A 14,586-nucleotide genomic window follows, 5' to 3' on the forward strand; every position below is an offset into this window, starting at 1 on the left:
TGCGCCGGTGCCCGCCATTCATCCACAAGCAGCCGACGTTACGGCACGATCTTCGGCTGCTGCTGCTTGATCTTCTCCATGTACTTCTGGAAGAACCACTTGTGGATGTCCATCATGTTGATCTCGCGGCCCTGGATATAGGACTGAATGATGTCGCTCGTCATGTCCAGCGGCGTGCCCGTGGTGATGAGCAGCGTTCCCTCCTTGCCCACCTCCAGCGATCCGACCTTGTCCGCGACGCCCATGAACTCCGCGGCGTTGATCGTCACCGCCTTGAGTGCCTCGTCCTCAGGAAGGCCGAACGCGACCGCCACGCCGGCTTCCCACGGCAGACGATTGCTGTACAGTCCACCCGAGCCACCGGAGATGGCGAACTTCACACCGGCGGCGTGCAGCTTGCCCGGCGTGGCGTACGCATTGTCGTAGCCCTCGTACTGCCGGTCCGGCGCCGCCATGGTGCTCGTGAGGATCACCGGCACGTTTTCGGCCTTTAGACGATCGGCGACGAACAGCGCGTCGCGCCCACCGCGGATCACCAGCTTCACCTGTTCCTGCTTTGCCCACGTGATGGCGTCGTTGATCTGCGCGGCGCCATCGGCGGCCACCACGACGGGGATCGCCTTGTCCAGCGCGGGAATCATCGCCGCATAACGCGTGTCGGTGCGCACTGATTGGCCCGTCTTGATCGCATCGCGGTACGCGCGCGCCTCCGAGAACCAATCCTTGATCTGCTGCACCTGCTCGGCGTAGCTCTTTGGCGGCGGGCCTGCAGGCCGGCCGCCGGGACCACCGCCGCCAAAGCGCGCGCGGCCCGTGGAATTCGGATCGGGCCACCGCACGTTGAGCGCGGCCGCACCCTTCATCGACATCTCTTCCCACGTCCAGCCCTCGAGCGACATCGCGCTCGACAACCCGGAGATCACACCGCCCTCCGGCGTGCTGAACGCCACGAGCACGCCCGCCGACCGCGTCGTGCCGATGTGACGGCTCTCCGCGTTCACGCCGATCTCGGCACGCACGTTGGGGTTGAAGTCACCGGTTTCCCGGATGTCGTTGGAGACGTCCACCGCGCCAATCTCGGTGATGCCCACCGTGCTGTACGCATCCACGAGACCGGGGTAGATGTGCTTGCCGCTCACATCGACCACCTTCGCCCCGCGTGGCGTCGCCACCTCCGGCCCACCGATCGCGGTGATCTTGCCGCGTTCGAGCACGATCGTGCCGTTCTGGATCGTGCCCCTGGTGACGGTGTGCAGGGTTGCGCCCTTGAGCACCACCGGCGTCGACTGCGGGGGCACGGTCATGCGCACCTGTGCGCGCGACGAACCGGGGAGCAGGAGTCCGGCACCCGCCATCGCCAGGCCCAGGGTGGCGCGTCGCGCCGTTCCGATCATGGTTCGCATCGTCTGGATAGCTGAAGGAAGGGTGCAGGTCATTGACGTTCGCGGTTGCCGGGCCGACTCGGACGTGCGCCCGGCGCGACCGTCTGCTCGGCAGGGCTCGCGGCGATCACGGCCTGGATGAGCTGCGCGCGCTGCCGGGCGACGTCGGCGCGAAGCACCTTGTCTTCGTCGAGCGAGAAGTACTTGCGCCCTTCCACCCAGGTCTGCTCGGCCCTGGTGAACTGCGAGAGCGGGTTGCCGCTCCAGATGACGAAGTCGGCGTCTTTCCCGGCCTCGAGCGAGCCCACCCGATTGTCAATGGCGATGGCCTTTGCCGCGCCGAGCGTCACCGTCCCGAGGGCGTCGATGTCCTTCACTCCGGTGCGAAGCAGCTTGCCCGCCTCCCAGTTCATGCGCGTGGAGATCTCGGAGTTGTCGGAGTGGAGTGACGTGACCACTCCGGCTTCGAGGAGCAAACGCGCGTTGTACGTGGTGTTGTCGTAGGCTTCCATCTTGAACGCGCCCCAATCGCTCCACACCACGGCCGCCACGCCGGACTTCTTGAGTTCGGATGCGATCTTGTAGGCTTCGAGCCCGTGCTGCAGCGTCTGGATGCGGAAGCCGAACTCCTCGGCGAGCCTGACGAGCGCCAGAAACTCGTCCGCGCGGTATCCGTGGGACGACACCAGCAGCTTCTGGTTGAGGATGTCGAGGATTGCCTCCATCCGCAGATCCTTGCGCGGCGGGATGCCGGTCTTCGTCTTCTCCCAGGCCTTCCACTCCTTCTCGTAGTCCCGCGCGGCGTTGAAGTGGTCGCGGATGATCTCCTGCACGCCCATGCGGGTGTTCGGGTAGCGCGCCGGGCTGCGCTTGGGGTTCTCGCCCAGCGCGAACTTCACGGTGCGCGGAGCGCCCTGGAGCTTGTACTCGTCAGGCAGGCTGCCCCAGCGGATCTTCACGTACACGTTCTCGCCACCGATCGGGTTGGCGGACCCGTGCTTGATCATCGTGGTCGTGAGGCCGCCGGCGAGCTGTCGGTAGAACCAGATGTTGTTGTGCGTGATCACGTCGCCCATCTGCACTTCGGGGACGATCGCGAAGCCGGTCTCGTTGACGTCGCTCACGCCGGAATGCGTATGCGGATCGATGAGTCCCGGCGTGACATGTTTGCCGCGCGCGTCGATCTCCACCGCGCCAGCAGGCGCCTGCAGCTGCGTGCCGACACGCACCACCTTTCCGGCCTGCACCAGCAGGTCGGCGTTTTCCAGCCGACCCTGCGGACCCTGCGTCCACACCGTCGCATTGCGCACGATGACGGCGGCGGGCTGCACCGGCGGCGCCGAGCGTCCGAACTCCATCGAGGGGCGCAGGTTGGGGAGGTCGATGCGCGGAACCCTCGCCGCGACCACCCCGCGGGTGGGGCCCTGGAACCGCTCGGTCCGCGTGCCGCGGTACGTGGCGTCGGTGCCGTTAGGCAGCGAGAGCCAGCCAAAGAACGCCGAGTCCGTCACCGAGCCCGCGAGCAGCACGGTGCCATCGAGGCCAACCGACTCGCCCGGGAACGTCACTTCAAGCCGGCCCGTCTCGGCGATGATGCGCGCCGTAGCGAGGTTCGTCGGGCGCGAGCCCTCCATCTCGATCGTGCCGCGGATGCGATTGAGCGGGCCTTCGAGACGGAGTACCGCGTTCTTGGCGACGCCCGGGTCGTTCGAGGCGATGGTCCACGTGCCGCGGGCATCGAGCTGAGGCGGACGCGTGACGCCGTACGCCTTGCCCTGCACCCACACGTCGCGCACGCTCGCTTCTTCCGTGAAGAGGTCGCCGTCGGCCACGACGAGGTTCGCCGCCTTGCCGGCCGCGATCGTGCCGTGCGTCTTCTCGAGGCCGAGCCAGCTGGCAGGCACCGTGGTGAGAGCGGCGAGCGCCTTGTCAGCCGGCAGGCCGCGCGCAACCGCTGTCCGCAGGTTGGGGAGGAACTGCTGCAGCGACGACAGGCCGTCGGCGGTGAGCGCAAACGGGATGTTGGCCGCCGCCAGCTGCCCCGGATTGGTCGGCGCGAGGTACCAGTGCCGCAGGTCGGCGAGGGCCACGTTTGCCGCCATCTCGGGGCTCGACACGTTGGGCGCATCGGGGAACGTCAGCGGCACGATAAGCGGCTGCGTGCGCCCCTTGAGCACGTCGAGCAGGCGATACTCCTGGCCGCTGCCGCGGAACCACGGCGTGAGTTTGTAATCCTGCGCGAGCTTGTACGCGCGCAGGTACTCCTCTTCGCTCGTGGTCTCGAAGTAGACCGGTTGCGCGCCGCTGATGGACTTTCCGAGCGCGGCAAGGGCCTCGCTCGTCTCGGGAGGCAACATCGCGCGCCCGCTGGCTTCGTAGGCGGCCCAGGCGCGCGTGTACCACTCGGCGTCCATGAACGTCTGCTTCATCAGGGCAATCGTGCCCATGGACGAGTTGGGGTACATGCCGCCGAGCGGGAAGGAGCGCTGAAAGCCAAGTGTCTGTGCGAGATCGGCGCGCAGGACGCGATCGCGGAGGCCGGCGTCGCCCAGGTTCACGACGGAGGCTGTCCCGCGGAAGATCCCCTGGCGCGGCACGGCGAGCACGGTGCCGAACCCGAGGGACCGGAGCGCGATCCGTCGGGTGCTGTCGTCCCGCGCGTTGGACGTGGTGCTGAACCACGCGCGTACCTGCGGGTTCCAGTGCGTCGGCCCGACGTCGCCCCCTTGAGGGGGCGCATCACCGCCGAGGTCCGCCGACGCGTCGAGGAAGCCGGGGTAGACCGTGAGGCCCTTGAGATCCCAGACCCGGGCTCCGGCCGGGGCAGCTAAACCTGCGCCGACCGCCTGGATCAGCCCGTTGCGGATGACGACGGTGGCGTTGTTGAGCACCTGGCCAGGGGCGGTGACCACGCGGGCGCCAACGAGGGCGTGAAAGCCGGTGGAGTTGTCGCGCAGGCCGGTGACGGGCTCGGTTCGGGAGGACTGCTGGGCCTCGAGCGAACTGGCCGCGAGCGCGGCGACGCCGAGTAGGACACGAAACGCTCTCACGTCTGGCTCCCGTGGGACGGCCCGGAGAGGCCGTCGGTGGTGATGTGGGGGTAGTGTGCGCCGGCGGCGCGGAAGGAGAACGCGAGCCGGCCGCCATATGCTGCGCCCGAAACCCGCTGAGGGGGAGTCCCCCGAGGGCCTCTGCACTCGACGTCAGCGGGTGACCACCATCTGGCGGTGAGGCTCCTGAAACCGCCTTGGTGTCGGCCCGCGGTCACGGTCACCGTGATCGGGGAGGTGCCGGCCGCCAACCGCTTGGTGCGCGGTGGCGGCGGAATCGGAGAACGGGAGGTGCCGTGAGGGCCATTGGGAGGCGGGCAACCCTCCCAACCGAGTACGCGCGGCCTCCTCAGTCCTCGCCGGCGCCACGAGCGCGATCCCACTCCGTGTCGAGCCGATACCTGTCGATCCACCGTTCGATGACAGCCAAGTCAATTTCGGTGGCGCTGATTCTCAGCATGCGGGCGATGTCGCGGAGATGTCGGTCGGAACCCCCCATGCGGAAATACAGGAGCTTATAGACGATGACGTACTCGATGGGCGCGAACTGCACCGGTGTTCCCTCGATCGTCCTCGCAACGCGGTGGTCGAGTGCCCACGAGTGGAACGGGTCGTCTCCAGCCAGGTACACGTCTGCGCGCATCGCCGATTCGTGATGGATCACGTTGAAATGCCCGTGTTCGCGACGCTGCAATTCCGTCTCGATAACGTCGATCGGCGGGCAGTAGTAGTCCTCGGCTGGCCAGAGCAGGGCAAACGCCCCAACGTTTCGTAGCTAGAGGCGTACGACGAGATCGATGTCCAGCGTCAGCCTAGGGTGCCCATACGCAAAGCGCTGCGAGACCGCCCGTGACCATGTAGTCCAGGCCCTCCAAGTGCAGCGGGGTCACGAAGCGCCCGATGAGGCTACCGCGCGGTCCCACGCATGAGCGCTCAGACGCCTGATGCGACCTCGGCGTCGGACCAGTCGGGGTGTCGCGCCCGAACTCCAGCGGCGGCGACACGCCAGGCTTCTTCCCAGAGCATATGTGATACGCGCAGTTTCTCGTCGGCCGTCATTGCCCGGATCCGCTCGACCTGATTCAGCAGCGCGTCGCTCAAGCCCGAGTACTCGGCGATCTCTCGGGCCCAGGCAACCTCATGGGCGTAGCGAAAGCCCATCGGCGAATGCGTCGCCTGTCCAACCATCGCCTGACACTGGACGGATATCGCCGCTGCGGTCGCCATGCGCGCGTGTGAGCCGGGCCTCAGGGACGGAAATGAGCCGTTGACATGAATTGATTACAGTAATACTGTATCCATATGAATGCACGGCGCCCGCGGAAGAAGCGATCCTACACCTCCGCCCTGCGCACCGGTCAAGCGCTCGAGACGCGGCAGCGAGTGCTCGATGCTGCCATGCGCCTCTTCATTGAACGCGGCTTCGCGGCCACCACCATCACGTTGGTGGCTGCCGCTGCCAGCGTGTCGCCTGAAACGATCTATGCCACCTGCGATGGGAAGCGCGGCCTCCTCGAAGGTGTGGTCGACACCGCCATCGCGGGTGGTGTCGAAGCACCACTAGAACTGCAGCCCGTATGGGGGGCGATCAGGCAACATCGTTCGGCGCGGGAGCGGCTGCGCGCGTATGTCGCACTCACCTGCAGGGTGCTCGCTCGCACGAGTGCGATCCACCACGTGATCCGCGGGGCAGCGGATAGCGAGGTGTTCGCCGCCGATCTCAGCGCCCGTCTCCTGCGTGAGCGGCTCGCGTCCAACACAACTCACCTTCGCGACTACATCGGGGACGAGCTGAGAGTCGGACTCACGTGGCGTGAAGCTGCGGAGCGTTACTGCGCCATCAGCAGCCCCGAGGTTCATCACCTGCTCACGACCGGGCTTGGATGGAGCCGGCGCGCGCATGAGGCGTGGCTGTGGGGCTTGGCCGAACAGGATCTCATCGGGCCACGGTCCGATGACGCATGAAGGAGTCGACATGTCGAGGGAAAGTCCGATGTCACGGCGACAACTCCTCGCCGTTGCTGCGATGGCCCCACTTGCAGCGTCCGTGACGCCTGCGTCCCGCGCTCGCCGGGCGCCAACCACGTTCGTTCTCGTGCACGGCGCGTGGCACGGCGGATGGTGCTGGAAGAAACTCCTGGCTCCGCTGCGCGCCGGTGGACACTACGTGTTCACCCCGTCGCTCACCGGCCTTGGAGAGCGCGCCCACTTGCTCAGCTCCGCGGTCGACCTCGACACACACATCGAGGATGTCGTGGCGACGATCGAGCATGAAGACCTGCAGCAGGTCGTTCTCGTCGGACACAGCTATGGAGGGATGGTCATCACGGGAGTCGCCGCTCGCGTGGCGCCACGCCTGTCGCACCTCGTCTACCTCGACGCGTTCCTGCCCGACGCGGGGAAGGCACTGCGCGACTACGCTCCGATTCCCCCGACGCGCGCCGACGGGTGGCGTGTGCCACCGCCGGGGACGCCGGGCAGTTGGGGAGTAACGGACCCGGCCGACGTGGCGTGGATGATGCCCCGGCTCGGCGACCAGCCCCTGAAGACCTTCACCCGTCCGCTCGCAGCGCACCTCGAGCGGATGCCGTCGGCGCAGCAGACGTTCATCCGGTGCACGAATGCGCCATTCTTCGCGGAGGCAGCCGAACGGGCGAGGGCACTCGGTTTCGCGTACCACGAGATGCGTTCGGCGGGACACGACGCGATGATTACCCAGCCAGCAGCCTTGGCAGGACTGCTCAGTGGCGTGGCCTGATCACGCAACATGCCGTCGGTGCATGGTGCGCCGACGCGGGGGACCTAACGCTAACTGGCCACCTTACGTCCCTGTGCGCGATGTCGCACGCCGACGCGCGCCCCCCTGGTGGGGAGTCTGCAAGGCCAGAGCGACCGCTTGCTCAATCCAGAACTTGGCCTCGCCGGCAGGATGGGAGACATAACAAGCGAAATGGTCCCTCCCCGCAGGACAGTCGGCGACATGTGCTGCGATAGAGCCAATGCCGAGCGGGTTGTCCGCCGCACAAACGATGCGCGTGGGACGTCTATCCAATACCGACGTCAACCACCTCGTCCGCTACCATGATCAAACGTCTGGAGTTCGGGCAGTTCGTCGGCCACTGCGAGCGCAGCACCGCGACCCCCGGTTTCCGGTTCAGCGTTCTGACACAACGGACTAACGAGCGCGTGCCCCCCCACACCCACGATGATGCCCATTTCATCATCGTATCGCGCGGCGGGTACGCCACCTCCGCCAGGGGAGTCGAGTCCCCCTGCGGACCCTCGACCGTCCTGTTCAACCCACGCGGCATTGGCCAGGTTCTGTATACCTCGCCGGATCCGCCAGGTGGCGGCGACCCAACTGGTCCAGGAACCGGAGGAACGTCGCGCTGGTGTGCCGTGGCGCGGTCATCCCCTCGATCCGGCCCGCAGCGCGGTAGGCCGCCTAACGCCGGCAAGCCGCCGACCACGACCCGCCCCGGTCAAGTGTGGGTGCGAGCCATCATGCCCTCTGGTGCGCACACCGTATGGGTCGTCAACGCCGGGGCTGCAGACTCTCGCGGAAGGGTGGCTTCCCCACGCTCTTTCTCGACGGCGGCCACTACGGCGTGCTCGAGAACATACGACATGGACACTCCGCGCCTTGGCCTGTGGCGCTCGCGGTGACGTGCCCGGAGTCGCCCCAGCACCACCACGATGGGTAGAAGGACTGGGGACCGAACGCGGGCGACGTCGTGACCCTTCCATCAGACGCTGCCCAGACGTGCGGGCGACGTCGTCCTTCTCTACCTGCCTTGCGCCGATCCCGAGTTCACCTGGTCGTGGATCCGCGCCAGCTCCACGGCGGCATCGAGGAGTGCCACAAACCGCTCCGGCGGCGGCGCCCAGAGTGGCTCGACCGTGTCCTCGAGGAACAGGTATCCCGAGAACGACTCGAAGTGCACCGAGTGGCATTGAATGCACCTGAGCCGCTCGACGACGCCGGCCGCGTGCAGCCGCTCCTCGAGCGCGTGATCGTCACTCTTCACGCCAAGACCACGCTCACCCTGCCGCGCATCGCCCGTCGTCATCCAGCTCGTGCGACCAGCGACGTTCGCTACTCCGACGCCGAATCGGTTTTCGTGATGCTGCCACTCCCATGAACGCACATGGGGGCTCATGCGGGCATGAATCGTCCGGCCCTTCCAGCTCCCCGCGAGGTAGCTGCTCGCGCCACCGCCCTGTGGATCCTCGTGCACCACACCGTCGATGATGCCGACGAGTGGCTGCCACGCGCGCACGAAGCGCCGGTGCTTGAACCGGTTCACGAGGAGCCCCACGCGCCACGCGAGGACGACGAACGCCACGACACCGAGCACCACGACCACGGTCTCCATCACTGCCTCCGGAGTTCGACGCGCCGGTTGAACGCGCGCCCTTCAGGCGTCGCGTTGGTCTCCACGGGCCGAGATGCGCCGGCCCCGCGAGCCGTCAGGCGCGAACGCGCGACACCGGAGCGCTCGACGAGTGCATCCGCCACCGCTTCGGCGCGCTGGAGCGACAGCGTCTCGTTGAACGCGCGCCCTCCCACCGAATCGGTGTGCCCCTCGATCGACAACTGCCACTCAGGGTGCGCCGCCAGCACGCCCCCGATCTCGGCGAGCACCGAGTCCGATTCGGTCCGGATGGCGGCGCTGTTGTAGTCGAAATAGATGCCGTACACGGTCACCTCCTCGCCCGCCTCGAGCTTCCGCTCGAGTGTCTTTCGTTGCGGCCACGAGATGCGCGTGAACCAGATGCGGGACTTCGTAGAGGAGCGCTCGTTGTCGAGCACGAGCGGCACGCGCTCGTCGTCGAGAATCACGAGGCGCTGGCGCTGGACCGGACGCGAGCCAGAAGCGTCGCGCAGCAGCACCTCCGCCTGGATCACCGGGACCTGCACGGCCGAGTCATTGAGCTGCAGCCGCAGGCGGTCCATCCGGATGCGCCTGAGCGTGCCCGATACGTCTTCATCGATGTAGACGGTCGCGTCGGGGTCGGGCGCTTCGGCGCCATCCTGCCATACCGATGCCTGCAGGTGCAGCTGACGGAATGGCGTTTCGCCGCGCTCCTTGAGTTCGCGGAACGCCGTGCGCGAGAGCATGCTCCAGGTCGTGCCATCCACGAGGTCGGGAATGCGAGGACCGAACTGCGTCCGATACCCATGCGCGTTCCGCAAGTCCGCGCGACACACGACCGTGCGGGCACGATGCGCCTTCTTTGGAGGTCGTTCGGAGCAACGGCTGCGAAAGACGACGCTGACCGAGTCCACGGCGCTCAGCTCGGCCACGCAGTCGTGATCGAAGTCGTTCAGGCCACTGTCCGGACCCACCCACGCCCAGGCCACCGTGAGTCCGGCAACGAGGGGCACCGTCGCCTTGCCCTGCTCAGCCGCCTCTTCGCGTCCGCCAGGCACGGGTGCGCAGGGTCGGCCCGTGACGAGCTCGGAAGGCCCGGCCGAGTCCTGCTCCTCGCCGGAACTGGAGCACCCGGCAACGAGCGCGCACAAAAGCCCGAGACGAATGACGGCGTGGCGTGGGGGCCTGGTCAACATGCGCCTTGCAGCAGGCTTGCGGGGCCCAGTGTGCCAGGACGCCCCCGCGGTCCGACCTTGACGATACCGACCTGGCAACCCTTACTCTGTTGTGCGCCAGCGAACATCGTGGGGTCGCCAGAGGGATCGGCCAGGACCAGGGCGCCGTAGCCCTGGACACCCGAGCGCAGTCTCGCGCTTGGGGTGTCGCCCTTGAAGAGCGCCAGCGTTGCCCCATGGTCGGCACTGCTCGCCATGAGGATGGCCGAATGCGACTCGCTGGTCGCGCGGAACTGCCCAAAGTTGTCGGACGCGATGATGAAGGCGCGGTCGGTATTGGTCGCGTCGCGCACGCGAACGACCCCGCCACCCGCCGACCCGGTCCCCAGTTCCACCTGACCGCCCTTGTCGTCGCCGACCACGAGCCGGGGTGACTTGCCACCGGTGACGCGCATGATCACGCTGCCATCCGCATCCTCGACCACGAACGGCGCGCGGACCCGGCCACCTGCCGGCGCAGAACCACCACCGCGATTGCCCGAAGGTGAGCGCTCCAGCGAGCCGACCCGCCGCTCGAGGCTGGCGAGCTTCTCCTCCTGCTCGGCCTTCTCGGCTTCCTCCGACAGATCCTGGTCGTCCTGCTCGGCGTCTCGCTCCATTTTCAGCAGTCGCGCTTCGAGACTCTTGACGGTGGAATCGGACTTCCTGAGTGCGGCGTCGAGCCGCGTGATCTGGTTCTGCAGGGACTGCAGCGTCTGAGCGCGAACGGCGTTAGGCGCCAGGGCGAGGATGAAGGACAGTGGGACGAGGGCGAGGAGGCGTGGCATGTGAGTGTGAGTATGGGGTTCATCGGGTGGTCGCAGCGTGCTGTGCCGTGACTTCGGCGATGTTCTTTGTCATCTCGCGCGAGGCTTCGACGAATGCCTGGCCCATCGGCGAGGCGAGGAACGCCGCGTGATCGCCCACGTCCCACGAGCCCCACGCCGACCACACACGGCCAGCATACGCATTGTCGCGGTGGCCACGCTTCACGGTTGTCGTCAGCAACCGCTGACCCGAGCTCACGTCGAGGAGCACGCCCTGGATCGACGTCTTCGCCTCGATCGACCGGATCGTCACGTGGATCGAGCTGCTCTTGATCTTGGGGAGCCAGCCGCCGCGGGAGGACTCGCGGCTCGTGGCCTCGAGGACGGTTCCGACAAACACGTAGTCCAGGCCGTGTCGCCGCGCGGCGTCGAGCGCCGCCGCGTCATCGACGGGCTTGCGCTCGGCCAGGTCATTGACCGCAACACCGACCAGTTCCGTCGCTTTCGCTACTTCATCGATGAGGGTCTGGGCGGCCGAGATGCCTGCCGCGCGCGCGGAGCCTCCGGTGCCGTCGACAAAGGGAAGCACGCCGAGGCGTGGTCCCGGGCGCGACGTGGCGGCACCAGCCTGGGCCATTCCTCCAGAAGGGGAGGCGAGCAGAATCCCGAGAAACAGGACGACGGTACGCCGTCCCGATCCTTGACAGTGTGTGGCTGCGGTGGGCTTTGTTGAGGGCGACATCCCTACGGCTCCCTGATGGGCGACGCGCGCAGGATGGCGGTGCGGTGTTACGTCACCGTGCGGTTCGCCGTTACTTCGCGCGGTAACGCCTCTCCGAGCCAGCGTTCGCACCCGTTTTCCAAGAATGAGCCGACTCCTGACGCTTGGCCGCTTCGAGTTGCGCACGTCGGAACCCATGGGGGCAGGGAGCGCCATCGCGATGCAGCCCAAGCGGTTGGCGCTTCTGGCGTACCTGATGCTGGCGTCGGCGCGCGGCGCCGTTCGGAGGGACTCGCTGGTGGCGCTCTTCTGGCCTGACGCCACCGCGGACGAGGCGCGCAACGCGCTGCGACAGGCCCTCCACCACCTGCGGCAGCAGCTCGGCGACAAGGCGCTCGAGACTCGACCGGACGATCAGGTCGTATTCTCCGGAGGGCCGCTGGCCTGCGACGCACTGGACCTGGAGCGCGCGGTGGCGTCAGGCGATGACGTGCAGGCGCTGGCGCTTTACCAGGGGCCCTTTCTGGAGGGGGTCTTTGTTCGCGGGGTGTCGCAGGAGTTCGAGGAGTGGGTCGAGCGTACCCGGCTCCGCTTGCGATCGGCCGCCGCGGACGCGGCCCGGAGGCTCGCCGAGGAGGAGGCCGCCTCGGGCAACATGGAGTCGGCGATCGCGGCCGCCCGTCGCCGCTGCGAGATCGAACCCGAACACGAAGGTGCGGTCCGGTCGCTCCTCACGCTGCTCGACGACCACGGCAACTGCAGCGAGGCGCTGCAGCAAGCCGCGCGCTTCGAAGAACTCCTGCGAGCCCGCTACGAAGTCGAGCCTTCCGCCGAGACAACGGCGTTGGTCGCTGCGATACGCAGCGGATCACGGGCACCCAGGCCGAGGACCTCCGTGCCCGCGGTTGCCGCGCCGTCCTCGGTCATGCGACCGGGACCGCCGATCTCGCGCGAGCTCCGGTGGCGCAACGTCGCCATCACCGTGGGATTGCTGGCGATCATCAGTGTGGCGCTCATGCAGTGGCGCCAGCGCGGAGCGCTCGCGGCGTCGCCCACGTTCGCACCGACCGATCGTCTCTTCGTGACGGACTTTGTCGATCGCACGCCGGCGTCGAGGCTCGGCGCACTCGTTGCCAGCGCCATGCGCGTCGATCTCGGGCAGCTGGCAGGCGTGCGCGTGCTGACCACGGCGCAGGTGCACGCGGCCGTGCGACTGATGGATCGACCCATCGAGGTCACGATCGACGACACGCTTGCGCGGCTCATCGCCGTGCGCGAGGGGGTGAAGGCCTTCGTGACCGGCGAGGTGCACTCGGTGGGTTCGGCGATCGTCCTCGAGGCGCGCCTCGTCGCGTCGCCCAGTGGCGACGAGTTGGCGTCGGCACGTGAGGAAGCGCGCGACAGTGCCGACGTCCTGCCGGCCATCGCTCGATTGTCGGAGGCGTTGCGCGGTCGCATGGCGAGGTCGCTGCCGCACACCCCCGCTGCCGCGCCACTCACGCGCGTGACGACGTCGTCGCTGGCCGCCCTGGAGCGATACACGGAGGGCACGCGACTGCTCGACGTTGGCCGTCGCGCGGAAGGCGTCGCGCAGCTCGAGCAGGCGGTGGCGATCGACACCGGCTTTGCCACGGCGTGGCGCATACTCGGCTCCACCTACGGGGTGCTTGGCGAACCCGCGAAGGCGGCCGCAGCCCTCGGTCGGGCGTTCCAGAACCGGGAGCGACTCCCCTTTCGTGAGCGGCATCTGCTGATGGGGAGCTACTATCGCAATGCCACACCGCACCTCGACAGCGCGGTTGCTGCCTATCGCGCGCTGCTCGCGCTGTATCCGGACGACATTGCCGCGACGAACAACCTCGGGCTCACCTTGACGTCGCTGGGCCAGCATGCAGCTGCCGACAGTTTGTATCGGCGCGTGATTGCCGCGGATTCCACCTTCGTGAACGTCCGACTCGTGCTCGCGGAGGGGTTGGCGGCGCAGGGGAAGTTCGCCGATGCGCGCGTGGTGCTGGATGATGCAGGCCGCCGCTTCCCCGACCACCCCGTCGTGGGGCTCACCCGCATCTACGTGGCAGCGGCGGCGAGCGAGTGGAAGCAGGCGGAGGCCCTGGCTCAGCAGCGGCTCGCAACGGTGACAGCCACGGTGCAGCGCATCGACGCGCTGCAGACGCTTGGCCAGATCGAACTGGTGCGGGGCAAGCTTGACGCGGCGCAGCGTCACCTCGAGGAATCGATGCGACTCGCGCGGGGCGCGGGTTCGCCGCGAAAGCACCTGTGGAGCGTGGTCGTGCTGGGATGGCTCGATCTGCGCTACCGCGAGCGGCCAGATGACGCGCGCCGGCGCCTGGAACGCGCCATCGAGGCCTGGCCTGCGGACGTCATGCGGCAAGGCGACGTTCCCACGCCAGACCTCCTGCGCCTGGCGAGTGCGCTCGGCGAGACTGGTCGCGTGCGGTCGCGTCTTCCGGCCACCGAGGGCGGTGCGGCGAACCCGGGCCCCGAGCAGCGGCAGGTCGACGGGCTCGTAGCGTTAGGCAGGGGCAGGGCGCGTGAAGCGGTGACGGCGTTCAGCGCGGCCGCGGCCGCGCGCCCGGATTGCCCCATCTGCCTCCTCCCGGACCTGGCGATGGCGCAGGAACTGGCCGGCGATACCACGGCGGCCGTGGCCTCGCTCGACCGATACCTTCGCACGCCATTCATTCATCGGTTCGAGCTCGACGCCGTGCACTTGCCATCCGTGTGCACCCGGCTTGCGAACCTGTTGGAAGGCCGCGGTGATCGCGCCGGTGCGACCGCGGTGCTCCGGCAGTTGCTCGCCACCTGGGCGGAAGCGGATGCCGGGCTCGCGCCGCGCGCAACCGCGATCCGAGCGCGGGTTGCGCAGCTGGAAGGCCCCCAACGACGATCGCGACCTCAGGACACCCCGCGCGTCGCGCGATAGCTCGTCTCGCTCGAACACGCGTTGCGCGCCAGCGTGACGAACGCGCCGCGGGACACCTCGAACTGGCACGAATTCGCGTGGAACTCGGGCCAGATGCCCGCCTGGCGGAGGTACGGATCAAGAACGCGCGCC

The 14,586-nt window shown here is 67.8% G+C and carries 11 protein-coding genes; 3 read left to right on the forward strand and 8 right to left on the reverse strand.

Annotation, left to right across the window (positions count from 1 at the left end):
- Nucleotides 1–38 precede the first annotated feature (38 nt).
- The 4 genes from IT361_06770 to IT361_06785 all read right to left on the reverse strand — a co-directional run bounded on the left by IT361_06770 (nucleotide 39) and on the right by IT361_06785 (nucleotide 5,659).
- Complete coding sequence (locus tag IT361_06770; GenBank protein MCC6317382.1) at nucleotides 39–1,403, reverse strand: amidohydrolase family protein; 1,365 nt, start codon at nucleotides 1,401–1,403, stop codon at nucleotides 39–41.
- A 29-nt stretch (nucleotides 1,404–1,432) separates the two neighbouring features.
- Nucleotides 1,433–4,432, reverse strand: a complete 3,000-nt coding sequence (locus IT361_06775; protein MCC6317383.1) for an amidohydrolase family protein — start codon at nucleotides 4,430–4,432, stop codon at nucleotides 1,433–1,435.
- A gap of 349 nt (nucleotides 4,433–4,781) precedes the next feature.
- Complete coding sequence (locus IT361_06780; GenBank protein MCC6317384.1) at nucleotides 4,782–5,126, reverse strand: hypothetical protein; 345 nt, start codon at nucleotides 5,124–5,126, stop codon at nucleotides 4,782–4,784.
- Nucleotides 5,127–5,365: 239 nt separating this feature from the next.
- Nucleotides 5,366–5,659 (reverse strand): hypothetical protein, encoded by a 294-nt coding sequence (locus IT361_06785; protein MCC6317385.1) that lies wholly within the window; start codon nucleotides 5,657–5,659, stop codon nucleotides 5,366–5,368.
- 171 nt (nucleotides 5,660–5,830) lie between these two features.
- Between IT361_06785 and IT361_06790 the strand changes: the two genes are divergently transcribed.
- Complete coding sequence (locus IT361_06790) at nucleotides 5,831–6,397, forward strand: helix-turn-helix transcriptional regulator (protein ID MCC6317386.1); 567 nt, start codon at nucleotides 5,831–5,833, stop codon at nucleotides 6,395–6,397.
- Nucleotides 6,398–6,425: 28 nt separating this feature from the next.
- A complete protein-coding gene (locus IT361_06795; protein ID MCC6317387.1) occupies nucleotides 6,426–7,190 on the forward strand; it encodes an alpha/beta hydrolase in 765 nt (254 codons plus the stop codon).
- Nucleotides 7,191–8,217: 1,027 nt separating this feature from the next.
- On the opposite strand, the gene IT361_06800 is transcribed toward IT361_06795, so the two are convergent.
- The 4 genes from IT361_06800 to IT361_06815 form a co-directional block, all read right to left on the reverse strand.
- Nucleotides 8,218–8,808, reverse strand: coding sequence for a hypothetical protein (locus IT361_06800; protein ID MCC6317388.1), 591 nt, complete (start codon nucleotides 8,806–8,808; stop codon nucleotides 8,218–8,220).
- On the reverse strand, nucleotides 8,808–9,554 hold the full coding sequence (locus IT361_06805; GenBank protein ID MCC6317389.1) for an OmpA family protein: 747 nt from the start codon (nucleotides 9,552–9,554) through the stop codon (nucleotides 8,808–8,810). Before IT361_06805 ends, IT361_06800 begins: the two co-directional genes overlap by 1 nt.
- Nucleotides 9,555–9,997: 443 nt before the next feature.
- The gene (locus IT361_06810; GenBank protein ID MCC6317390.1) at nucleotides 9,998–10,810 is read right to left on the reverse strand and encodes a hypothetical protein; all 813 of its coding nucleotides are present in this window, start codon (nucleotides 10,808–10,810) and stop codon (nucleotides 9,998–10,000) included.
- A gap of 19 nt (nucleotides 10,811–10,829) precedes the next feature.
- Entirely contained in the window at nucleotides 10,830–11,426 is a 597-nt protein-coding gene (locus IT361_06815) for a hypothetical protein (protein MCC6317391.1), read from the reverse strand.
- Between the two features lie 229 nt (nucleotides 11,427–11,655).
- Between IT361_06815 and IT361_06820 the strand changes: the two genes are divergently transcribed.
- On the forward strand, nucleotides 11,656–14,454 hold the full coding sequence (locus IT361_06820; GenBank protein ID MCC6317392.1) for a tetratricopeptide repeat protein: 2,799 nt from the start codon (nucleotides 11,656–11,658) through the stop codon (nucleotides 14,452–14,454).
- The last annotated feature ends 132 nt before the right edge of the window (nucleotides 14,455–14,586 follow it).

It is taken from the genome of Gemmatimonadaceae bacterium (genome assembly GCA_020846935.1).
Taxonomy (GTDB): domain Bacteria; phylum Gemmatimonadota; class Gemmatimonadetes; order Gemmatimonadales; family Gemmatimonadaceae; genus RBC101.

Excerpts from the sequence above, each read along its gene's own strand:
- IT361_06770 (MCC6317382.1), bottom strand. The coding sequence starts at position 1,403 with ATGCGAACCATGATCGGAACGGCGCGACGCGCCACCCTGGGCCTGGCG.
- IT361_06785 (MCC6317385.1), bottom strand. The coding sequence starts at position 5,659 with ATGGCGACCGCAGCGGCGATATCCGTCCAGTGTCAGGCGATGGTTGGA.
- IT361_06790 (MCC6317386.1), top strand. The coding sequence starts at position 5,831 with ATGCGCCTCTTCATTGAACGCGGCTTCGCGGCCACCACCATCACGTTG.
- IT361_06795 (MCC6317387.1), top strand. The coding sequence starts at position 6,426 with ATGTCACGGCGACAACTCCTCGCCGTTGCTGCGATGGCCCCACTTGCA.
- IT361_06800 (MCC6317388.1), bottom strand. The coding sequence starts at position 8,808 with ATGGAGACCGTGGTCGTGGTGCTCGGTGTCGTGGCGTTCGTCGTCCTC.
- IT361_06805 (MCC6317389.1), bottom strand. The coding sequence starts at position 9,554 with ATGCTCTCGCGCACGGCGTTCCGCGAACTCAAGGAGCGCGGCGAAACG.
- IT361_06810 (MCC6317390.1), bottom strand. The coding sequence starts at position 10,810 with ATGCCACGCCTCCTCGCCCTCGTCCCACTGTCCTTCATCCTCGCCCTG.
- IT361_06815 (MCC6317391.1), bottom strand. The coding sequence starts at position 11,426 with ATGGCCCAGGCTGGTGCCGCCACGTCGCGCCCGGGACCACGCCTCGGC.
- IT361_06820 (MCC6317392.1), top strand. The coding sequence starts at position 11,656 with ATGAGCCGACTCCTGACGCTTGGCCGCTTCGAGTTGCGCACGTCGGAA.